This is a genomic window from Prochlorococcus sp. MIT 0701 (assembly GCF_000760295.1).
Classification (GTDB): domain Bacteria; phylum Cyanobacteriota; class Cyanobacteriia; order PCC-6307; family Cyanobiaceae; genus Prochlorococcus.
This window is the reverse complement of sequence record NZ_JNBA01000021.1, coordinates 1-19,944: the sequence shown is the minus strand read 5'-3', so window position 1 is coordinate 19,944 and position 19,944 is coordinate 1. Positions and strand designations below refer to the sequence as shown.

Annotated in this window: 24 protein-coding genes and 1 pseudogene; 15 read left to right on the top strand and 10 right to left on the bottom strand. The window is 52.5% G+C overall.

Going from position 1 to position 19,944, the window contains the following annotated elements:
• Positions 1-72 precede the first annotated feature (72 nt).
• The 3 genes from EV12_RS05020 to EV12_RS05010 are packed head-to-tail and all read left to right on the top strand — an operon-like array spanning position 73 to position 1,575.
• The gene (locus EV12_RS05020) at positions 73-288 is read left to right on the top strand and encodes a hypothetical protein (RefSeq protein ID WP_036912800.1); all 216 of its coding nucleotides are present in this window, start codon (positions 73-75) and stop codon (positions 286-288) included.
• Positions 285-668 (top strand): YidH family protein, encoded by a 384-nt coding sequence (locus EV12_RS05015; protein WP_036912797.1) that lies wholly within the window; start codon positions 285-287, stop codon positions 666-668. Before EV12_RS05020 ends, EV12_RS05015 begins: the two co-directional genes overlap by 4 nt.
• 52 nt (positions 669-720) lie before the next feature.
• Positions 721-1,575: a bile acid:sodium symporter family protein gene (locus tag EV12_RS05010; protein WP_036912794.1), complete on the top strand. Its 855-nt coding sequence runs from the start codon at positions 721-723 to the stop codon at positions 1,573-1,575.
• 159 nt (positions 1,576-1,734) lie between these two features.
• Here the strand turns inward: EV12_RS05010 and EV12_RS05005 are convergent, their stop codons facing one another.
• Positions 1,735-2,256: a hypothetical protein gene (locus tag EV12_RS05005; RefSeq protein ID WP_036912791.1), complete on the bottom strand. Its 522-nt coding sequence runs from the start codon at positions 2,254-2,256 to the stop codon at positions 1,735-1,737.
• On the opposite strand from EV12_RS05005, the gene era reads away from it, so the two are divergent.
• From era to larB, 4 genes are all read left to right on the top strand, one after another.
• Positions 2,227-3,258 (top strand): GTPase Era, encoded by a 1,032-nt coding sequence (era, locus tag EV12_RS05000; protein ID WP_072014280.1) that lies wholly within the window; start codon positions 2,227-2,229, stop codon positions 3,256-3,258. The genes EV12_RS05005 and era overlap by 30 nt on opposite strands.
• 177 nt (positions 3,259-3,435) lie before the next feature.
• Positions 3,436-4,668 carry a tRNA (guanosine(37)-N1)-methyltransferase TrmD gene (gene trmD / locus EV12_RS13430; RefSeq protein WP_081939851.1) on the top strand — a complete coding sequence of 411 codons (1,233 nt, stop codon included), beginning with the start codon at positions 3,436-3,438 and terminating at the stop codon, positions 4,666-4,668.
• Positions 4,665-5,102 (top strand): TIGR03792 family protein, encoded by a 438-nt coding sequence (locus EV12_RS04990; protein ID WP_036912786.1) that lies wholly within the window; start codon positions 4,665-4,667, stop codon positions 5,100-5,102. Before trmD ends, EV12_RS04990 begins: the two co-directional genes overlap by 4 nt.
• Positions 5,099-5,782, top strand: a complete 684-nt coding sequence (larB, locus tag EV12_RS04985; RefSeq protein ID WP_036912783.1) for a nickel pincer cofactor biosynthesis protein LarB — start codon at positions 5,099-5,101, stop codon at positions 5,780-5,782. Before EV12_RS04990 ends, larB begins: the two co-directional genes overlap by 4 nt.
• Here larB and EV12_RS14045 read toward each other — a convergent pair.
• From EV12_RS14045 to EV12_RS04960, 6 genes are all read right to left on the bottom strand, one after another.
• Positions 5,779-5,943, bottom strand: coding sequence for a hypothetical protein (locus tag EV12_RS14045; protein ID WP_193742145.1), 165 nt, complete (start codon positions 5,941-5,943; stop codon positions 5,779-5,781). The genes larB and EV12_RS14045 overlap by 4 nt on opposite strands.
• A 65-nt stretch (positions 5,944-6,008) precedes the next feature.
• Positions 6,009-6,176, bottom strand: a complete 168-nt coding sequence (locus EV12_RS14040) for a hypothetical protein (RefSeq protein ID WP_193742150.1) — start codon at positions 6,174-6,176, stop codon at positions 6,009-6,011.
• A 128-nt stretch (positions 6,177-6,304) separates the two neighbouring features.
• Positions 6,305-7,282 (bottom strand): DUF1517 domain-containing protein, encoded by a 978-nt coding sequence (locus tag EV12_RS04980; RefSeq protein ID WP_036912780.1) that lies wholly within the window; start codon positions 7,280-7,282, stop codon positions 6,305-6,307.
• 25 nt (positions 7,283-7,307) lie between these two features.
• Entirely contained in the window at positions 7,308-7,520 is a 213-nt protein-coding gene (thiS, locus tag EV12_RS04975) for a sulfur carrier protein ThiS (RefSeq protein ID WP_036912777.1), read from the bottom strand.
• On the bottom strand, positions 7,517-8,578 hold the full coding sequence (locus tag EV12_RS04970) for a thiamine phosphate synthase (RefSeq protein WP_036912774.1): 1,062 nt from the start codon (positions 8,576-8,578) through the stop codon (positions 7,517-7,519). The genes thiS and EV12_RS04970 overlap by 4 nt, the downstream gene beginning before the upstream one ends.
• 175 nt (positions 8,579-8,753) lie before the next feature.
• Positions 8,754-9,686 (bottom strand): bifunctional riboflavin kinase/FAD synthetase, encoded by a 933-nt coding sequence (locus EV12_RS04960; protein WP_081939850.1) that lies wholly within the window; start codon positions 9,684-9,686, stop codon positions 8,754-8,756.
• Between the two features lie 45 nt (positions 9,687-9,731).
• Between EV12_RS04960 and EV12_RS04955 the strand changes: the two genes are divergently transcribed.
• Complete coding sequence (locus tag EV12_RS04955) at positions 9,732-10,295, top strand: DUF3611 family protein (RefSeq protein WP_011826561.1); 564 nt, start codon at positions 9,732-9,734, stop codon at positions 10,293-10,295.
• Here the strand turns inward: EV12_RS04955 and surE are convergent.
• On the bottom strand, positions 10,280-11,089 hold the full coding sequence (gene surE, locus EV12_RS04950; RefSeq protein ID WP_036912770.1) for a 5'/3'-nucleotidase SurE: 810 nt from the start codon (positions 11,087-11,089) through the stop codon (positions 10,280-10,282). The two genes, EV12_RS04955 and surE, sit on opposite strands and share 16 nt — an antisense overlap.
• An 88-nt stretch (positions 11,090-11,177) precedes the next feature.
• Between surE and pheS the strand changes: the two genes are divergently transcribed.
• The 3 genes from pheS (at position 11,178) to EV12_RS04935 (ending at position 13,726) form a co-directional block, all read left to right on the top strand.
• On the top strand, positions 11,178-12,185 hold the full coding sequence (gene pheS / locus EV12_RS04945; RefSeq protein WP_036912767.1) for a phenylalanine--tRNA ligase subunit alpha: 1,008 nt from the start codon (positions 11,178-11,180) through the stop codon (positions 12,183-12,185).
• Positions 12,186-12,287: 102 nt separating this feature from the next.
• Entirely contained in the window at positions 12,288-13,196 is a 909-nt protein-coding gene (locus tag EV12_RS04940) for an NAD(+) kinase (RefSeq protein WP_036912766.1), read from the top strand.
• Entirely contained in the window at positions 13,193-13,726 is a 534-nt protein-coding gene (locus EV12_RS04935) for a DUF192 domain-containing protein (RefSeq protein WP_241466476.1), read from the top strand. Before EV12_RS04940 ends, EV12_RS04935 begins: the two co-directional genes overlap by 4 nt.
• Here the strand turns inward: EV12_RS04935 and EV12_RS04930 are convergent.
• Complete coding sequence (locus EV12_RS04930; RefSeq protein WP_036912763.1) at positions 13,723-15,018, bottom strand: bifunctional cobalt-precorrin-7 (C(5))-methyltransferase/cobalt-precorrin-6B (C(15))-methyltransferase; 1,296 nt, start codon at positions 15,016-15,018, stop codon at positions 13,723-13,725. The two genes, EV12_RS04935 and EV12_RS04930, sit on opposite strands and share 4 nt — an antisense overlap.
• A 65-nt stretch (positions 15,019-15,083) precedes the next feature.
• Here EV12_RS04930 and EV12_RS04925 point away from each other — a divergent pair, with 65 nt between their 5' ends.
• The 3 genes from EV12_RS04925 to EV12_RS04915 all read left to right on the top strand — a co-directional run bounded on the left by EV12_RS04925 (position 15,084) and on the right by EV12_RS04915 (position 18,050).
• Positions 15,084-15,380, top strand: a complete 297-nt coding sequence (locus tag EV12_RS04925; RefSeq protein WP_193742149.1) for a hypothetical protein — start codon at positions 15,084-15,086, stop codon at positions 15,378-15,380.
• Positions 15,381-15,578: 198 nt separating this feature from the next.
• Positions 15,579-17,345: a hypothetical protein gene (locus EV12_RS14035; RefSeq protein ID WP_036912761.1), complete on the top strand. Its 1,767-nt coding sequence runs from the start codon at positions 15,579-15,581 to the stop codon at positions 17,343-17,345.
• 162 nt (positions 17,346-17,507) lie between these two features.
• A complete protein-coding gene (locus tag EV12_RS04915; RefSeq protein ID WP_052039442.1) occupies positions 17,508-18,050 on the top strand; it encodes a hypothetical protein in 543 nt (180 codons plus the stop codon).
• On the opposite strand, the pseudogene EV12_RS04910 reads toward EV12_RS04915, so the two are convergent.
• A pseudogene (locus EV12_RS04910) lies at positions 18,047-18,283 on the bottom strand (carbamoyl-phosphate synthase); the annotation flags it as partial. The gene EV12_RS04915 and the pseudogene EV12_RS04910 overlap by 4 nt on opposite strands.
• A 164-nt stretch (positions 18,284-18,447) precedes the next feature.
• Here EV12_RS04910 and EV12_RS14580 point away from each other — a divergent pair.
• On the top strand, positions 18,448-19,944 hold a 1,497-nt coding region (locus EV12_RS14580; protein ID WP_036912753.1), incomplete at its 3' end, for a hypothetical protein.

Sequence of the window (19,944 nt, the reverse complement as noted above, 5' to 3'; positions counted from 1 at the left end):
AGTTGCCTGGCTCTCTGTTGCAATCCCTGAAGCTGATTTTGTGTACTCCGTTGGCCAACCTTTCGCTGCGAGGTGTCTTGGTTTTGCTTGTTGCTCACACTCGTCAGTCGCTACTGCCTCCGCTTAGCTGGTGCTGAGATTGCTTCCAGCACCAAAGACGGCAATGATGAGAACTTGATCAACCCCACGGCTGTCGCCATTTTTCGCACGTTTCTCAACGTGTCCCTGGTTCGAGTAATCGATGCAGAACAGAAAAGGCCCCCCACCCTCCACGAACGACCACGATGAGTCTCAGCAACGAACTCGCCAAGCAACGCAACAGGGGTGCTGCAGATCGCACACTGATGGCCTGGATACGAACTTGCTTGTCATTGATCAGCTTCGGATTTGGTCTTGACAAGATCCTTGGTGCGATCAAAAGAAGTCGCCTGGGTGAGAGTGCTCACGTTGATCTGAGTGTGCGGCTAGTCGCGATCGGCTTTGTGTTGATCGGCATTTTGGCGATGGCGGCTTCAACACGTCAGCATCGCCTTAATTTGCGCCAGATCAAACGGGATGACTATTTCTATACCGATCAATTTTCGATCACGACGGCTACGGCGACTGCCCTGATCATGATCGGAGCAGTTGCCTTGGTGTTGCTCATTCAAGGCGCTCAGACCGGCTGAATTTGTTCGTTCTTTTGGCTTCTCTTTTGACCTTCAAGACACAACTGTATTGATGAACATACTGATTCCTGGAGCACTATTCCTGATCATGTTCGCGCTAGGGCTCAACCTGCGCGACAACCACTTTGATCTGATCCGAAACCGCTCCGCATTGTTGCTGCGCGTCTTGCTGGGCACCTGTGTGCTGGTGCCGTTGGTAGCGATGATCATTCTCTGGCTTCCGCTCAGCTTGGAGTTGTCTCAGCCTGCGAGATTGTCGATTGCTCTGATGGCGGTTTGCCCAAGTGCTCCGCTCACACTGCGCAAAGCGGGAAAAGCAGGCGGCAATGCTCAGATGGCTGGCTACTTGCAGATGGCTGCGGCGATTGCAGCGATTATTTCAATCCCCCTGATGAATGAGTTGTTCACGACTGTTTTTAAAGGGCAAGGTTGGGACATCAGACCTATGCATGTGGCGATGAATGTGGGCCAGGTTCAGATCTTGCCGTTGTTTTTAGGTCTGTTTCTACGCAGCTGGTTACCAGCTTGGGCCGAACGTGCTGAGCCGTTCTTCAACAAGCTTGCCAATGTGCTGCTGCTGCTGGTCCTGGTGGTGATTCTTGTTAAGGCCTTTCCCTTAATCATTCCTTTTGCCAGCAAGAACCTGCTGGCGTTGGGATTTATGGCCGTCATGGTGATCGCATCGTTGCTGATCGGTTATCTGCTAGCGGGGCCGGATCCCCAAGAGCGAACCACTGTTTCACTGGTGACCTCCATGCGAAATCCAGGCTTGGCACTCTTGTTTGCCCAGATCAATGCCCCGCAGATGCTTGAACTCAAACTCTCGATCCTGACTTATTTATTGCTCACAATTATTTTTTCGACTCCTTTCTTGAATTGGCGCAAGCGGTTGGCGATGGGAACTTGAGCTGTTTATTTTATTTCCACTTTTAATTTCTAATTTTAATTTCCACTGTTTAACTTCCACTGTTTTATTTCCACTGTTTGCTATCAAGCTGAGCTCAACCTGAGTACTAGATCAATAGACAAATCAATAGGCCAGTCAATCAGCTATTGCTAAAGCCATTCATGTTTCTGCGATGGCCTCGATTGAGGCTGTAATGGCTTGCTTCTGCTCGTCGTCATAACCCCAGCGATTGAGGAAGGCGACATCTTCCCCATGGTTGTGCTGAACAGCCTCAAGCAGTTGTTCTAGTCTTGTTTTGACGGACTTAGGTTCGAGCAGACGCAGCAGTTCAGTGCAGCGGGATGTCACTCTTTTCGATCCAGCCTGCTGTGCCATATCGCCTGCGCGTTGATGGTGGATGGCCATCGCCGTGCTCATCGCTAGGTTGCGGACGGTCAGGTCAACGACACCGTCTCCTGCAGCCCTTAATTGCATCACCAGGGCTTCGGGGAGGCGGTCCATCAGTGGGGAATCCCCTGCCAGGCTCACCACAAAGAATCCACGGGCGCCATCACGACTGGCCACCAATTCCTCGACCCGGTCGGCGAGGACTTCATCACTGAGTTCGCCCTCTTCCCATAGCCTCAGCCACTGAGCGGTGATTTCAATCGCTTGTTCAAAGCTTGGCGCTGGGGTGCTCATGGACGTTATGCATGCTTTCAGTCAGGCTATGGGGCCACATTGAGCCAGGTCATGTCACCTGACGCCATGGAGTCTCTCCCTGAGGGATATCGTTCCGGCTTTGTCGCTTTAATTGGCAGGCCCAATGTGGGCAAATCCACCTTGGTGAATCAGTTGGTGGGAGAGAAGGTGGCGATTACTTCTCCTGTGGCGCAGACCACGCGCAATCGGCTGCGGGCCATCGTTACCACCCCCGAGGCTCAGATGGTGCTAGTGGATACCCCTGGGATTCACAAACCTCACCATTTGCTTGGTGAACGGCTGGTGCAAAGCGCCCGTGCAGCCATTGGTGAGGTTGACCTGGTGTTGCTTCTGCTTGAGGGCTGTGAACCTCCCGGTCGTGGCGATGCCTTCATCGTGGAACTGCTACGCCAGCAGGATCTGCCGGTGTTAGTTGCTCTTAATAAGTGGGATCTTGTTGCAGAGCAGCAACAAGAGCCGGCGGAGGAGGCTTATCGGCAGCTGTTGGCAGACTCTGCTTGGCCGCTCATACGTTGCAGTGCGATTAGTGGTGAGGGATGCAATGGGCTTGTAGAAGCTTTAGTGGGGCAGCTGCCACTAGGCCCCCAGCTCTATCCAGCCGAGATGGTGTGTGATCAGCCGGAGCGGGTGCTGCTGGCTGAACTGATTCGCGAGCAGGTGCTGATGCATACCCGTGAGGAGGTGCCCCATAGCGTGGCGGTAAGCATTGACCGGGTTGAAGAGATGCCTGTTGCCAATGGACGGCCAGGCAAACAGGGGAGGACGGCTGTGTTGGCCACCGTGCTGGTGGAACGCAAGAGCCAGAAGGGGATCCTGATCGGCAAGGGAGGCTCGATGTTGAAGACCATTGGTCAGGGAGCGCGCTTGCAGATGCAGACCTTGATCGATGGCCCTGTCTACCTAGAACTGTTTGTGAAGGTGGTTCCTGATTGGCGCTCTAAGCCAGCGCGATTGGCGGAGCTTGGTTATGAGGGCAAGTGATTATTGCCCGTTTCAAATGGGCGACTGAGAGGATTGACGAATGATTGATCTTCCAAACCCCTTTTTAAAGTCTTTTCGGCTGAGGTTATTTCTTCAGGGGTGCGCTGATCAGCGGATGAGCTTGCACAGCGTCTGTGCGCAGATCCTTTGGTTCTCCCATTTGGCGGCCTGAAGGTGATGGCTCCTTTTCGCCTCGATGTAGTGACTTTGGTGCCACAGGCGTTTACTCCTCTTGGTGAACTCGGGGTGATTGGTCGTGCTTTTGCCTCTGGCATCGCTGCCTTGCACACCCATAATCCTCGCGATTACACCACGGATCGCTACCACAAGGTTGATGATCAGCCCTATGGCGGCGGTGCTGGCATGGTGCTTAAGCCAGAACCAGTCTTTGCTGCTGTTGAGGCGATTCCTGTTCAGGCGCGACGGCGGGTGCTGCTTCTGACCCCTCAGGGAAAACCTCTATGCCAGAAGGATTTGCATCGTTGGGTAGTGGATCACGATCAGCTTGTGCTGATCTGCGGTCATTACGAAGGTTTTGATGAGCGGATCAGAATTTTGGCCGATGAGGAGGTGTCTGTAGGGGATTTTGTACTCACCGGTGGTGAGCTACCAGCGATGACGGTGATCAATGGGGTGGTGAGGTTGTTACCTGGAACTGTTGGAACGGCAGAGTCGCTGCAGGATGAGAGTCATAGCGATGTCCTCCTCGAGCATCCTCACTACACAAGGCCAGCGAATTTTCGCGGCATGGTTGTTCCAGATGTGTTGCGCAGTGGTGATCATGGTGCGATTGCTCTGTGGCGACAGCAACAGCGGCAGCTGCGTACGCAGCACCGTCGTCCGGATCTCTATGTTCGCTGGTCTGATCAGCAGCAATCGTCAACACTGACAATGGAGTCCCATGGTTCTGCCTCCATGCAGTTTCGTATCGGCAACGGCTATGACATTCATCGCTTAGTGCCCGGTCGCCCCTTGATTCTTGGTGGAGTGACACTTGATCATCCCGATGGGTTGGGGCTCGATGGTCACAGCGATGCTGATGTGCTTGTTCATGCGCTGATGGATGCCTTGCTTGGGGCTCTTGCTTTAGGCGATATCGGCAAATATTTTCCGCCGGATGATCCACGCTGGAAAGGGGCCGATAGCTTGATGCTGCTTGAGCAGGTTGTAGCTCTGGTAAGGGATCGCGGCTGGCAGGTTTTGAATGTCGATGCCGTGGTGGTTGCTGAGCGACCCAAGCTCAAGCCTCACATCAATGCGATGCGCAGCAACCTGGCGCAACGGTTGGGGGTGGAATTGGATGCCGTGGGTGTGAAGGCCACCACCAATGAAGGCCTTGGACCGGAAGGTCGAGAGGAAGGCATGAGTAGTCAGGCGGTAGCACTGTTGCAGCAGATAGGCCTGACATGAATTGCAGAACCTTGTCTAGGTTGATTTCCTTTCTTCTTAGCTTTCTGGTGATGCTGTCTGGTCATCCTGATGTCGCGATTGCCACTAGTCATGATGACCCTGATGGCGGTTATGACGTTGCTGTCGTAGAGCATCTGCGCATCAAGGTGCCGGCCTATGCACGGGAGGCCTGGCTTAAAGCTGAGCAGGGCAGTTGGGAACCCTGGCTCGCGAAGCAGAGTGGCTATTTGGGGCGGGATATTTTTTGGGACGCTGAACAGGAGGAGGGCATCTTGTTGATTCGTTGGGCCAGTAGAGAACAGTGGAAATCGATTCCACAGGCTGAGGTGGATGCTGTGCAGGCACGCTTTGAACAGCTGGCCCGTGAGGGCACAGGCCAGGCCAGTGGTCATCCTTTCTTGCTGCAATTTGAAGGCGAATTGGTGCCTCAGTGACTGAGTCGCAGGTACGGCTGGATCTTCAGCGGCGGCAGCGGCTTGGCATGGTGGAGGCGATCTTCGGTGAGTACAAGACCAGTGAACAGATCGCAGCATGTCTGAGTCGTTTTCAGGCTGCGGGTGAACTGGCCTTGGTGACTCGGGTTGATCAAGCCAAGGCGGTGGCAGTGGCCGAGCTACTTGGCAATGTGCAGTTTCATGCTCAGGCCCGTTGCCTCACGCTCGGGGATCCGGCGATCTTGTTGCCGGCACTTGGTGAGGTCGTGGTGCTTAGTGGTGGTACCAGCGATCTGCCAGTAGCGGCGGAAGCCGCATTGGCATTGCGTTGGCATGGCATCCAGAGCGAACTCTTGCTGGATGTGGGTGTTGCTGGCTTGCAAAGGCTTCTCGATCAGTTGGTAAGGCTGCAACGAGCCAAGGTGCTGATTGCCTGTGCAGGAATGGAGGGCTCACTGCCGACAGTGTTGACAGGGCTTGTGCCACAGCCTGTGATTGGTGTTCCCGTGTCAGTGGGTTATGGGGTCAGTGCTGGGGGCCGTACAGCCCTTGAGGGAATGCTCGCCAGTTGTGCTCCTGGTCTGGTGGTGGTGAATATTGATAATGGCTATGGAGCTGCTATGGCGGCACTGCGCATGCTCAAGCCAGTCGCGACAACCGAAAGAGCTATCAATTACTAATCAGGATCGTGAGACAGCAACTGGTGAGAGTCCTGGGGGCTGAGCTCAAGTAGCTGTTCAACCCAGAGCCTCATTGATCGTGGCAAGCGGTTCTGTTCGTAGCGCATCAGGGCTTCCACCAAAACGGGTGTATTCACCCAATGCAACGAACGTGAACCCATGCACTTCTCTTGATTGAGCGAACCATGGGCTACCTATTTGATTCGCGCAAGGGGAGCGCCGGGATTCAATCTGATTCTTCGTATTTGGCACCAAGTCGCCATAGTTCGTTGCTGTGACTAGGCAATTCAACATCACGCAAACGGCGAACTAGTTCAAATAGATCACCACGAGCCAATTCACCATTGGTTTGCCATTCCATTGCACGGGGGTCAGGTCGGGACGCGGCAGACAAGGTGGGTGCAGGAATGTGTTCGAATCAAAGTATCAATACTTAGGCCATGTGTTTGGTTCATGACGATCATTCTTTGTGGAAGATTTTGTGAAGACCTGCTTTTAGGCCTTCTTGATCGGGGTAAGTAATCAGAGGTGCTGCAAGTTGGGGTAGGACGTCACAACCTCTTCTGCACTAAGAACATCGCCTCGACCTTCGGGTTGCCAGATCACCTCTAGGGCCATCAAATCAGTTGAAGAGGTGGAGCCAAGGATGCGAAGGCTTTCTCGTAGCTGCTCTCCGCTGATTGATTCGCTCAGCTTGATGCGGCTGCTGGATGCAACCAAAACCGTGACGACGATGTATTCATTTGCTGCATCGGCCTCGCCGGCGCTCTTTTCTGAAAGCTCATCAGTTCGTCGTTCACCGGAAACATTTGAGGTCACCTCCGCGCGCAATTTGCTGCGTTCGGTCATCGAAAGACGGTTAAATGTGGCTTCTGCCGAAGCAAACGGCACGCTGCCGCTTTCTACATTGGCGTAAACCCAGAGCTCTGGCTGACGCAGAAGGGCAAGGGTGGTTTCCTGCAGAACCCGTTGCAGCCCGCTTGAACTGCCTGTTTGTGCTGAGGCCGCAAGTTCGCGCAGGTCTTCCTGCAGAGCCTTGGCGCTAGCCAGAAGTCCTACTTGCAATTGCAGCATGGTGACCGGTCCAGCCGCAGTGGGCCGTTGAGCGAGTTCGCCTGAACCATTGAGGGCGGCATTTCCCCTGCCACCACCACGTACGGCATTGACCAACACGCCCACAATTGACATCAGAATCAGGAAGCCAAAAAGGCCGCCACCACCGAAACCAAATATGGGAATAAGGAAGGGAAAACCGATGCCACCTCCGCGGTAGCCCCCGCCGTACCCTCCATAACCTCCTCCATAGCCGCCGCGCATACCACCGCTGCTGCGTGGCATTGAGGGAGCACGGAAGCTTCCCCCTCCGATGCGTCCACCACGAGCGGCATGGCTTGGCTCGGGTTGAACAAGAATCAAGCCTGCTACCAGGAGCGGCAGCAATAGAGCAGTCAGCCAGCGGCTGAGCGTGCGTCTGGAGGGAAGGTTTGGCAAACGGGCCAAAACGTTGCGGCGGTTGGTCTTAACTCTAGGAACCTCCGCCGACGATAGTGACGATTTCCAGTTGGTCCATGTCCTGCACCAGCTGCTCCTGCCAGTGGTTTGGTGTCAGGATCGTGCCGTTGAACTCCACGACGATAAGGCGAGGGTGGTAGCCCAGCTGTTCGATCACTGCCGCCAGCGAGGTTGGCATCGGTTCTGGCTCGATGTCCCTGATTTCACCATTCACCATCAGTTTCATCTCAGAGCCTCTAGTAGTTGAAGGCTGGTAGCGGCAGGATCTTGGGAATTCATGATCGCTCCGACCACAGCGATTCGTTTTGCTCCGGCTTGACGTACTGCTTCTAGGTTTGAGATGTTGATGCCACCAATGGCAAACCAAGGTAGCTGGGTGGCTTTGGATGCCTCTTTGATATAGGCAAGCCCAATTGGTTGTCGTTCCGGTTTGGTGGCTGTGCTGTTGACAGGCCCCACTCCTAGATAGTCGCAGCCTTCAGCTTCAGCTTTTTGAAGCTGGGCAAGGAATTGGGTGCTTCGACCCAGTAGCCGTTCGCTGCCGATGAGTCCCCTTGCTACGTCTGTGGGGAGGTCGTCCTGGCCGAGATGAACACCATCGGCATCCACCGCAAGGGCTAGGTCGATTCGGTCATTAACGATGAATAGTGCCCCATGCTTTCTGCATAGGCTGGCCAGCTCTTTTGCTTGAGTCAGTCGTTGCAAGTCGCTAGCTTCTTTATTGCGGTATTGCACCATGTCAATGCCAGCTACTAGTGCTGCGCTCACTGTCCTGAGTAGATCGTTGTTGGCTAGATCGGATTGTGATGTCGTAATCAGGCAAAGATTGCAGGTCTGAAGTTGTTGGCGTCTCTTTTTGCCTGTGTTGGCCTGCAACACGGTCACCTCTAGGTCGTAGAGGCCATAGCGGATTTCAGCAGCGCTGGCAGCCAGCTGAGGATCTGGCTGCCGGGCGAACTCTTCCAGCACGCGTAGAGCTTCTTGAACGCGTGCGCAGTTGGCTGCCACAACATGCCATGGTTCGTGCCGCTCTTGCTGAGCTGGATGACTGAGGCCGATCCCTTGATCTGTAGCAGTGGAGCGTGCCTGTTTGTAGCTGTCGTGATGATGGCGACCCAGTCTCTGACGCCAGTCTTTGAGAGTCACCACAAGGTCTTCACGATCTAGGCCGAAGCGGCACCAGTCTTCGACGACGCGCAGTCCTTCTCGAGCTCGATCGAGGTTGGCATCGATCAGCTGAGCCACACGTAGATCTGCGATCGGGGCGACAGGCATCGATTTCATGGCAGTCTTGGCACAATTGCATCCCCATTCCGATCATGGACAACAGTGGTTCAGATAGCACCATGAACGTTCTGATCTGGGGGGTTGTTCTTTTAGGTGGGATCGGGGTGTTCATTGTTTGGGGTTTGACGAATGCTTATCCCACCCCTGCGTGATCTTGCCTTTTGACGATGGCTTATCGGGCCTTCAATTTGGTGCGCGCTAGGTCGGCATCGCGGCCAATCTGGGTACTGAGTTCTTCAAGGTTTGCGAAGCGTTGCTGGCCTCGAAGTCTCTGTAGTGGTTCAACCAACAACTCGCATCCTTCCAGGTCCATTTGCTGATCCAGCAAATGGACCTCTACGGCGGAGGGCGATGTTGGATCCACTGTGGGTTGGGGACCCAAGTTCATCACGGCAGCAAGGGGTTCGCCTTGATCTTCCACTGATACCCAGGCGGCATAGACCCCAAGACCTGGCAGGAATTTGCGACCATCAACTTGCAAGTTGGCTGTGGGCCAGCCCAATTTTTGCCCTAGACCGCGGCCGCGTATGACACGGCCGCGGAAGCAATAGGGTCGGCCCATCAGGGTCGTTGCTGCCTCTAGATCGCCTTCGCTGAGAGCGGAGCGGATGCGGCTGCTGCTCATCCGCCCCTCTGTGTCTTCAAGGATTGGCAACACCATCACTTCCACTCCGGCGGCTGTGGCGAGCTGCTGCAAGGTGGTTGTGTCGCCTTCACGATTCCGTCCGAAGCGGAAGTTGGCCCCAACGGCAATGCGCTGTGCTTTGAGGGTGTGGATCAGCATTTGCTTTACAAAGGTTTCGGCACTGAGGGATGCCAGAGCACGATCAAAGGGCACAAGTACAAGTTGTTCGACACCAAGCGGAGCGAGCAGGCAGACTTTTTCGGCAGGCAGATCCAGTCTGAGTCGCGGTTCGCCATAGAGCACTTCGCGGGGATGGGGCCAGAAACTCACTACCGTCGGCACGCCAGGAGCATTGTTTACAACAGCCTCAATGACGCGGCGATGGCCAGCATGAAGGCCATCGAAACTACCGAGGGCAAGCGCTGTCGGGGTGCGTGCCTGCTGAGGGGGGTAGAGAGGAATCAAGGTGGCCGTGCACATGGCGCGCGTAGATGGCAAGTTTGAACGACCGCCGCAAGAACTTGGATGGCTGACCCTCTCGATCTTCAAATGGTTTCGCTCGGGTTGCGTCGTATGGGATGGATTCGTTTTTGGATACAGACAGTGCTTGGGGTTGTTGTTGTTGGCGTGCTGTTGTTCAACAACATCGGCAGCAGCTTGGCCCGCAACTCGGAGCGAGCACTAGGGCTTGGTCCTGGCTTGTCGCTGACAAGCTTGGCGTTCTTGTTTTTGCTCTACAGCCTTTGGCAGGGTTGGCTGATCGTTCGCCTCGGCAGGGCTCTCAACAGTGCTGTTCGCCCCAGCCGTGGTGAGACCAGTCGTCTGCTCAAGCGGGGCGTGATTGTTGATCTACTGGGGTTGGTGTTCTCCTCCATTGGCTATCAGTCGTTGGCTGGAAGTTTGTTTGTACAGGCGTCGATGCAAGCGCCGGGAATCTCGATTGGTGCAGGGCGTTCCGCATTAGATAATTACCCGATCACCTCCTTGGAGATGCTTTCGGTTCTGAGCAACACCCAGGTGTTATTTGCCCATTTGGTTGGTCTGATCTTTTCGCTTTGGTTGTTGCAGAGGATTTATCGCACTGGTTGATTGGCTACGCATGCTGCTGGTAGAGCAGAAAGATCACCACGCCAAAACAGATCGGGTTGGATGGGTGTCAAGGAGGGGGAATTTGTTTCGATTTGGGCCACGTCGCTGGGCCAGTCGCGTGGACCATCGCCGGCGGTCTCAAGATCTTTAACCACTTCTCCTGCTAACCAGAAGTAGGTGCGGCTGTGCGGATCGACACGTCGACTGAACTGTTCCTCGTAGTGGCGTATTGAAAGGCGAGTCCAGCGCAGTGATCCCATCTGCTCTGGATGGCAGGGGGGAATGTTGAGATTAAGCAGCAGGTTGTTGGGCCAGTGGTCTGCCAATGCATTCTCTGCAACATCCATCGCCAACTCAGCAGCAGCCTGGAAATCCCTCCATTGGAAGCAGGCGACGCTAACCGCAAGCGCCGGCAATCCCTCAAGGGTTCCTTCCATTGCTGCGGCCACCGTGCCTGAACAGAACACATCAGTTCCTAAGTTGGGGCCATGGTTGATCCCGGATAGCACCAGATCGGGCTTCTCTGCCAAGAGTTCCGATAGGGCCAGCTTGACGCAATCTGCCGGCGTGCCACTGCATGACCAAGCCGTCACACCTGGCCCATAGAGCTCATCGACACGTTCTGCTCGGATGGGTGTATGGATGGTGAGGCCATGGCCGGTAGCAGAGCGCTCATGGTCGGGACAGACCACTGTGACCCTATGGCCGCGGCTGGCGGCGGCAGCGGCGAGGCAGCGGACGCCTTCAGCTAAAACTCCGTCATCATTGCTAATCAGAATTCGCAACGGAGTCATCTCCTTGTATCCACTGCGGGGAACTTAATCATGATGACTGCCTAAAGCATGATGACTGCCTAAAGTCAGTGGCTGCGATCTTTTTTCAGTGAGCGCCACTATCTCTTTGCAGCAGCTCACCGACCAGCTTGATGCCCTCGAGGCTGAGGCGGTGTCTGCTATCGCTGCTGCCGCAGATGCGGATGCCTTGGAGCAATTGCGGGTGAGCCTGTTGGGCAAGAAAGGTCGCTTGTCTGGTGTTCTCGGGGCGATGGGAAAGCTCCCTAGTGAAGAGCGACCGCTTGTTGGTCAGCGCGCCAATGTGCTTAAAACACAGGTGCAAAACCTGCTAGGGGAACGGTTGCAGGTGGTGAAAGCGGCAGTCTTGGCTGATCGGCTGGTGCGGGAAACGATTGATGTCACTGCGCCTTCCAGTGGCATTCCTGTGGGCCATCGTCATCCCTTGATTACAACAACTGAGCAGATCGTGGATCTGTTTTGTGGTTTGGGCTATCGGGTGGCTGAAGGCCCGGAGGTGGAGACCGATCACTACAACTTTTCTGCCTTGAATATTCCCGAGGACCATCCCGCTCGGGACATGCAGGACACGTTCTATCTGGGCGGCAATCTGCTCCTGCGTACCCACACCTCGCCAGTGCAGATTCGCCATCTCGAGCAGAATCCTCCGCCGGTAAGGATTGTGGCGCCAGGTCGGGTGTATCGGCGTGATGCAGTGGATGCGACCCATTCGCCTGTCTTTCATCAGGTTGAGGTGTTGGCCATTGATGAAGGCCTTGACTTCAGCCATCTGCGCGGCACGGTGATGGCCTTCCTGAAGGCCTTCTTTGGCGATATGCCGGTGAGATTTCGGGCTAGTTATTTCCCCTTTACCGAACCATCGGCTGAGGTGGATGTGCAGTGGCGTGGGCGTTGGCTGGAGGTGATGGGTTGCGGCATGGTTGATCCTGCAGTCTTAGAAGGACTGGGGCTTGATCCAGAGCGCTGGAGTGGGTTTGCGGCAGGCCTTGGTGTGGAACGCTTCTGCATGGTGCGTCATGGCATCGACGACATTCGCAGGCTTTATACGAGTGATCTGCGCTTCCTTGAGCAGTTTTGAGTCGATAGCCGATCGTGCACTGGATGAAGCATCAACGCGTTGCTGCATCCAAAAACAGCTGAATCCCCATAAAGTGAGGTCGTTGTTTGGTTCATTCGATCGGTGTCCTGTGTCGGACTGATCGTTAATGACGGCAAAGAGTTGGCGGTAGAGACCGCATTGACCCTTCAGTCGCGGCTTGAACAGGCTGGTATCGAAGTGGTCAGAGCAAGTAGTTCTGGCGGAATGGTTGGCTTTGCCAATCCAGATCAGCATTTGCGCCTGCTTGGTTACAACGCGTGCGTACCTGAGGGATTCGATGCCTCGATGGCACTGGCGATTGTCCTGGGCGGTGATGGCACCGTGCTTTCGGCGGCACGTCAGACAGCTCCTGTGCAGGTGCCAATTCTCACCATCAACACCGGACACCTTGGCTTCCTGGCGGAGGCCTATTTGGCTGATCTCGATCGGGTGATTGAGCAGGTGCTTAACAAGCAGTGGACGATTGAGGAGCGTTGCACTCTGGTGGTGAGTGTGATGCGTGGTGATCAGCGCCGCTGGGAGGCACTCTCCCTCAATGAAATGGCCTTGCATCGTGAACCGCTCACGAGCATGTGTCATTTCGAAGTCGCCATTGGTCGTCATGCGCCGGTGGATATCTCTGCTGATGGCGTGATCCTCTCGACGCCTACGGGATCAACGGCTTATGCACTCAGTGCAGGAGGCCCGGTGATTACACCTGAGTGCCCGGTGCTTCAGCTTGCACCGATTGCCCCTCATTCGCTGGCGTCAAGAGCGCTGGTTTTTAGCGACCAGGAGCCAGTGACTGTGTTTCCAGCGACGGCTGATCGCTTGATGATGGTTGTTGATGGCAGTGCGGGTTGTTATGTGTGGCCGGAAGACCGAGTACTGATTCGTCGTAGTGATCATCCTGTGAGATTTGTGCGCTTGGCAGATCACGAGTTCTTCCAGGTGTTGCGCAACAAGTTGGGCTGGGGTTTGCCGCATGTTGCTAAACCTGATCGAGTATGAGCTGCAGGGCCCTCTGCTTGCAGTGGGGGTGGGGAAAGAGATTGCGGTTCCCTCTGCTCTGGGGTGGGCTGGCGGTAGGTCTCAGCGCTCTTTCATCTATTGGAGTGCGGGCAGAGCCCCCGCCTCAGCATCTGCCTCTTGAGGCTCAGTGGTGCCTTGAAAGCGGCTCCTGTTTGCTTTTGGAGGTTGCCGATCAAGCTGAGGAACAGCGCTTGGGATTGATGCAGCGCCCTGCCTTGCCATCAGGCCAGGGCATGTGGTTTCCGTTTCAGCCTGCAAGGCGATTGCGTTTTTGGATGCATAACACCTTGGCTGCGCTTGACATGGTGTTTGTTAATCAGGGTCGCGTGATTGCGATTGAGGCGGCTGTGCCTGTTTGCCCGCATTTGCCCTGCCCGAGTTATGGCCCGAAGCTACCGGCGGATGGAGTAGTGGAGTTGGCGGCCGGGGAGGCAGCACGGCTATCCATCAAGGTTGGTGATGTTGTGCAGATTCAACCTTTGCCGAAGCCTGTTGATTGGCAGCCTTAAGGCATCGTGCCTTTAAGGATCATCACCGGGTTCATCGGCGCCATGCGGGTGCCGTCTGCCAGCGGCAGGCCCCTCCAGGCTTGATGTTGACTCACGTTCACGGTGCAACCGCAATCTTGAAGTAAGGGCTTGAGTTCTGCCATGGCCTCAACGGTTGCCAGTGGAATCACGACGACTCCATGTGGTTGAAGTTTTTGCACAACGGCCTTGAGTAGAGCAGCTCGCTGGCGGCCGCCACCGCCTAGGAGCACCCGATCGGGGTTGCTGAGTTTTGCTGGTAGATCAGTTCCATTGAGCAGGCTGAGGGCCTCGACTTCGAGCACAGCAGCAGGCTGAACAGCAAGCCTGGCAGCATTGGCCTTGATCAGCGCTGCGCCGCCACCACGTTTTTCAACAGCAAGCAATTGCAGTTGTGGGCGCAGGCGTAGGGCCTCTAAGCCAACGCTGCCGACTCCGGCGCCTAAATCCCAGAGCACGCCCTGTTCTGGCAGCTCTAACTCTGCGAGGAGCTGAACACGAAGCTCCCGTTTGCTCATCAGGCCAGGGCGATCGCTGTGCTGCAGGAACAAGCCATCGTCAAGACCGAACAAGGGAAGCTTGGCTGGATCTCCTGGTGGAGCAGCTTGTTCGGCAAGCAGCACAACCATGTGTAGGGGATGAAGATCCGATGGCAAGGCATCCTGTGGCGTCAGCCGTTGCACCCGTTCATTGGCGTGTCCGAGCTGTTCGCAAAGCCAAACTGCATAGGCAGCTTCCAGGCCAGAAGCGCGCAAAATCGTACGCACCTCTTCGGCTCCGCCGCGGCTGGGATCGGTGAGTACAGCTAGAGCTGCGGGGCGTTGTTGCAGCTTTTGAGCCAAGGGGGCCGGGTTACGGCCATGCAGGCTGATCCAGGCGGCATCCTGCCAAGGGCGTCCAAGCCGGGCAAAGGCAAGTTGCAGCGAAGAAGGTGCTGGGTGGAAATGCAGTTGATCAGCAGGACAGGCCTCGAGTAGTCGCCTGCCGATGCCGAACCAGAGCGGGTCGCCGCTAGCAAGCACGACGGCGGTGCCCTGTAGCTGGTGCAACCAGGCGATCAGAGCCTCTGGTTGATCGCTGGCGATCAGTTCTGGCAAAGGCTGATCCGTTTGCTGCTGCTGCCACCAGCTCGGCAGTTGCGGTAACAGGCGACGGGGTGCAGCCACCGCTTCGGCTGAGAGCACTAGCTCTTGCAATGGCGAAGCAAGGTGATCTAAGCCTGCGGCATCGGTGCCGATGACGTGGATCGCTGCGGAGCTGATTGAGGCGGGCATGTTGTCATTCTCGGCTGAGAGGTTGTATGGCTGACTTGTCGTTGCCTTGAATGGTGAACAGTGTGTTGGTGGGCAAGATGGCGGACGAGATAGCGGGCAAGGTGCAGAAAACGGAACAGGAACAGGATGCGTTTGTGCTTGACCGCCGTCGGCGCTTGCATGAGTTGGTGGTTGCTTTGATTCAGCAGCAGGATGAGCTGGAATTGCTTGATGGCGAAGCCCCTCGCCTTGATGTTGCTGCAAGTTCAGCTCAAGCTCATGATCCAGCACGCTGGTTGGATCGCAATCGCCGTGTTCTGCAGCGCTACCAGGCCTTAGTTCGATCTGCCGTCACAATCGATGCTTTGTTAGATGCCGAGTAGGGCGTAAGGATTCGGCAGTTTGTTTTGTCTAGGGGTGTATAAAACCGATCGGGAAATTTGTAGCAAGCTTCTTGGAAGCTGGGGAATTTTTTACTGGATAAGCTTCAAGATTGTTAAGTAAATCATCAAGCGCAGGCATGCTTTTTATAAAAGCTGAGGATAAGTGATATCAATAAATCAAAATCAACTTGATTTAGAATGACTCAGATCCCACCAGCGAGCCAACTCTTACTTGATAGCCTTACAATCAATGGAGGAGAAAATAATTTAAACTATACAATCAGCCGTTCGGGTGTATTGACAAATACTGGTGATTTGGAAAACGCCACGACTTCAAGCTCAGCTACTTTTAATGTAGCCGATGGAGGGAAATTTTTAAACAAACCAGGAGCAACTTTCGCAGACCAAGGAAAAATAAGAGGTACGATCAATGTCCTGCGAGGTGGTTATATATCTAATGCAGGCGAAGATACTCATAATTTTGATGCAACTTTTTTCACTAATGGAAAGCTTTTTTGCGATGAGAGCAGCCAGATTAACAACTGGGGAACTTTTACGGGGGGAATCGATGCAGATATAACTTTAGGGATAACCAATAATTATGGCAAGCTGGACTTTTGGGACGCAAAGGAAATGACAATTGGTGGTGCATTGACCAGTAAAAAATGGACCACGGAATCAAAGGACGCTACGATTGACTTGGCAGGTATATGCTATAATTCGTCAAAAATATTATACTCGGGATCTATCAATGGCCAGCAACTTTTTTACAATTATGGCAGTATTATTGGCTCGGGTAAAATCAGTTCAATAGAAACCTTTTACAACGGCCAGAAGGATAGTACTGGAACTCAGTATGCAGCAAAAGTTACTATTGAATCAAAGGGGGAATATAATAACCAAAATGGGGCAACTCCAGGAGACGGGGGTGAATTTTTCAACTGTAATCAGTCAACTCTAACAATCGAATCAAATGCAACTTTTGACAACTCAAGCGGAGTAGATGATTATTCAAAAGGTGGAGTTTTGACTAACAATAAAGGTGCTAATATCGTCAACAATGGAAATATACTTACCATTGGTGGAACATTCACTAACAATGGGACCCTTAGTGGCACTGGTTTGATAATAGGTGATGTAATAACTCCTGGTACATTAAGCCCGGGCAATTCAGCAGGTGGTCATTTGATTAATGGTAACTTGTATCAAAAGCAAGGCAGTACTAAAGAAATAGAACTAGGCGGCACTTATCACGGCGATGGCGATCGCACCGCTACAGAACACGATTGGATTGAAATTACTGGCAACCTAGAACTCGCAGGAAACCTTGATGTTTCACTGATTGATGGCTTTAAGCTTTCTGCTGGTGATTCCTTTGTGATTGCCAAAGTTGATGGAGATCTCACTGGTCATTATGATGGCCTCAAAGAAGGAGACTCAGTAGGCCGTTTTAAAAGTGAGAAGGGAGGAAAACTTGATCTTTTCTTGACTTATGAAGGTGGTGATGGGAATGATATTGAGCTTTATACCAAGTCTTTCTTTGGTGTTCTCCCTGATAGCTTGAGAGATCCAAGAATCATTGGTTCTGATGATAAGGATTCATTAACTGGAACGTCTGCAGATGAAGTGATCTTTGGTGGTAGCGATGATGATATTTTGCTAGGAGGCGGTGGAGATGATCAAGTCACTGGAGGCAATGGTAATGACACGCTCGATGGTGGCTTAGGAGATGACACCCTTAAAGGTGATCGTGGCGCTGATGATTACATCCTCAGTAGCGGAGAGGATATCTATGAGTCTTTCTCAATCGATGAGAATGATCAGCTTGTCGTGGGAGAAGGTGTTTACTTATCATTCCAGCAAGTTGGTGATAATCTATTAATTAAAGGAATTGCTATTCACACCACATTGCTGGATGTCGATAAAGATGAGTTCCTGGCTGCTGATTGTATTGACTTTATCTGAGCTATAGAAACCGTTGTTATGCCATCAAGGTTCAAACGATGCCTTGATGGCTCTAGCTGAGCGCTTGATCTGCTGACAAGCTGGGCGCATCATTTCTTGCCTCATGGCCCTTGCGGAGTTGAATGTTTGCTAATGCATTCGCCGTCGCTGGGTTCGTTCTGATTGCCTGCTGTTGCCTTCGTTAGCGCCCTTTTTGGTAGTGCCTGGTGCTCGTTGGGGCACTTCTGGGAGGGCAGATACTTCTCAACGCCGATCCACCCCAAAGATCACCGGCGAATGTTGAACACGCTCAGATATATCCATGCCAATCTCAAAGCAGCAGGTGTAAGGAAAGGATTCTTTGATCCCTATAGCAAATTTGGCCACTACAGCAGGTTCACAGCAGATGGCATCAATGAATGGCAGGCAGCCTTTTTAAAGCTATCGACAACGCTTGATCGATGCTCCAGGCGCTATGAGCGTTTCTGTAAGCACTACCGCCATCAGAGTAAAGCTGCTCCTAAGTGCCACTGGGGTAGTCGCATGCTCAAACGACTGGTGAGCAGAGCAAGAACTAGAAGCAAGAAGAAGAGGGTTTCACCAGGCCAACAGCAATTGCCATGGGCTTGGGATATTCGCCTCAATAAAATTCCTGAGGATTGGCATCAAGTTGCTGTGAAGTTCCGCGGGGCAAATGGAATCACAGATGGTGATATTCAGTGGTAATGGTCATTAAGAACATGTTCTGTATCGCCAATCGGGAAGAGCCCATAGTCATTGAAGTTCCAGCTATCAGAGACTGCTTCTAGAGATGGAGCAACCTGCTGAAAGAAGACATCACGGCGATCACTAACAGATTTGGCGTCCCTGATAAAAGCATCAGCATTGCCTGTATTCATTGGCCGGCTGTCATAGCCAGCATTCACCCCATACATCCAGCTGCGATCACCATTCAGCCAGCCGACCCAACTCATTGATAAATTAAAATGAATAATAAGCAGACATGAATCTTGCAGAAAATTGACTGTATACGTACTATCTATATCATAATGAATTTTCAATGGTCAGCCTATGGCTAGGAAGGTGACTCTTGGCTAGCATGTAAATAGTCTATCTTTTGTAAATGGCTAACCAGAACTACCCAAACCCAAATCCAAAAGGTAACACGCTGCAAAGCGTAAAAATTGATGCGACTATGAATTCCTATACTAATAATGGATCAATAATTGACTCCGAAATAGATGTAGGCATTTGGGCGTATAACTCTACGCTAGAAGACTTGACAAATAACGGTCATATTGAGAATACATCTATTAATTTGGTGGGAACATTATACAACAATGGCACTATTTCTGGCACAGAGATTGACGGGGTTGGATTTGAGCTTATGGCAGCTTTGATTAACGCGAATTCGGGATTGATTGATGGAGGAGACTTTGTTAAGGAATATTCTGGCGTGGGAGGTTTGTTAAATCACGGTATTATTAAAAGTTTATCTATTCAATGTAGTGATTATGACCCAAGTATAATGCCTAAAAATGAAAAAGATGGCACTATCTTGGGAGGGGAGATAAAACTTTCTATGGGAAGTCAATTTCAAAACGATGGGACAATTGGTGATTTCGAACACGGTGAGACGTCTATTACTGTTGGAGAAAAAGATAATTATTTGAATAATGACGACAAATTTATCAATAATGGAACTGTAAATTTTAATTCTAGCGCAAATTGGTTATGTTACGGCGCGACTATCGAGAATTATGGGACAATCAACTTGGGTAATCCAGACATAAATCATGAGAATGCTTCGTTTTCTGTACTTGAGGTCGGTACCGCTGACGATACTATATCGCCACTCCATCACTCAACATTTTATAATAACAAAGGTGGAATTGTTGAAAACCATATTTACACAGTTGAAGTGCTCTCTGGCTGCCAATTCATCAATGCAGGGAAAGTTTGCAATTACAGCGCCTTTGTTAACGACGGCAATATTGACACCACTAAAGGAACATTTACAAACTTAAAAGGAGGTGTTCTGAGTGGCACTGGGACTCATGAAGGAAATATAATTAATGACAAAGGCGGGGCTCTGAGCCCAGGCAGTTCCTCCGGTGGTTATTTCATCGACGGGAACCTGTATCAAAAGGAAGGCAGTACTAAAGAAATAGAACTAGGCGGCACTTACCACGGAGATGGCGATCGCACCGCAACAGAACACGACTGGATTGAAATTACCGGTGATCTAGAACTTGCAGGAGACCTCGATGTTTCACTGATTGATGGCTTTAAGCTTTCTGCTGGTGATTCCTTTGTGATTGCCAAAGTTGATGGAGATCTCGCTGGTGAATACGATGGCCTCAATGAAGGCGATTCTGTAGGCCGCTTTAAAAGTGAGAAGGGAGGAAAACTTGATCTTTTCTTGACTTATGAAGGTGGTGATGGGAATGATATTGAGCTTTACACGAAATCATTCTTTAGTGTTCTTCCTGATAGCTTGAGAGATCCAAGAATCATTGGTTCTGATGATAAGGATTCATTAACTGGAACGTCTGCAGATGAAGTGATCTTTGGTGGTAGCGATGATGATGTTCTTCTTGGTGGCGCTGGAGATGATCAA

Coding starts and splice junctions, on each gene's coding strand:
- EV12_RS05015 (WP_036912797.1), top strand. CDS start 285: ATGAGTCTCAGCAACGAACTCGCCAAGCAACGCAACAGGGGTGCTGCA.
- EV12_RS05010 (WP_036912794.1), top strand. CDS start 721: ATGAACATACTGATTCCTGGAGCACTATTCCTGATCATGTTCGCGCTA.
- EV12_RS05005 (WP_036912791.1), bottom strand. CDS start 2,256: ATGAGCACCCCAGCGCCAAGCTTTGAACAAGCGATTGAAATCACCGCT.
- trmD (WP_081939851.1), top strand. CDS start 3,436: ATGGCTCCTTTTCGCCTCGATGTAGTGACTTTGGTGCCACAGGCGTTT.
- EV12_RS04990 (WP_036912786.1), top strand. CDS start 4,665: ATGAATTGCAGAACCTTGTCTAGGTTGATTTCCTTTCTTCTTAGCTTT.
- EV12_RS14045 (WP_193742145.1), bottom strand. CDS start 5,943: ATGGGTTCACGTTCGTTGCATTGGGTGAATACACCCGTTTTGGTGGAA.
- thiS (WP_036912777.1), bottom strand. CDS start 7,520: ATGAAACTGATGGTGAATGGTGAAATCAGGGACATCGAGCCAGAACCG.
- EV12_RS04970 (WP_036912774.1), bottom strand. CDS start 8,578: ATGAAATCGATGCCTGTCGCCCCGATCGCAGATCTACGTGTGGCTCAG.
- EV12_RS04960 (WP_081939850.1), bottom strand. CDS start 9,686: ATGTGCACGGCCACCTTGATTCCTCTCTACCCCCCTCAGCAGGCACGC.
- EV12_RS04955 (WP_011826561.1), top strand. CDS start 9,732: ATGGCTGACCCTCTCGATCTTCAAATGGTTTCGCTCGGGTTGCGTCGT.
- surE (WP_036912770.1), bottom strand. CDS start 11,089: ATGACTCCGTTGCGAATTCTGATTAGCAATGATGACGGAGTTTTAGCT.
- EV12_RS04935 (WP_241466476.1), top strand. CDS start 13,193: ATGAGCTGCAGGGCCCTCTGCTTGCAGTGGGGGTGGGGAAAGAGATTG.
- EV12_RS04930 (WP_036912763.1), bottom strand. CDS start 15,018: ATGCCCGCCTCAATCAGCTCCGCAGCGATCCACGTCATCGGCACCGAT.
- EV12_RS14035 (WP_036912761.1), top strand. CDS start 15,579: ATGACTCAGATCCCACCAGCGAGCCAACTCTTACTTGATAGCCTTACA.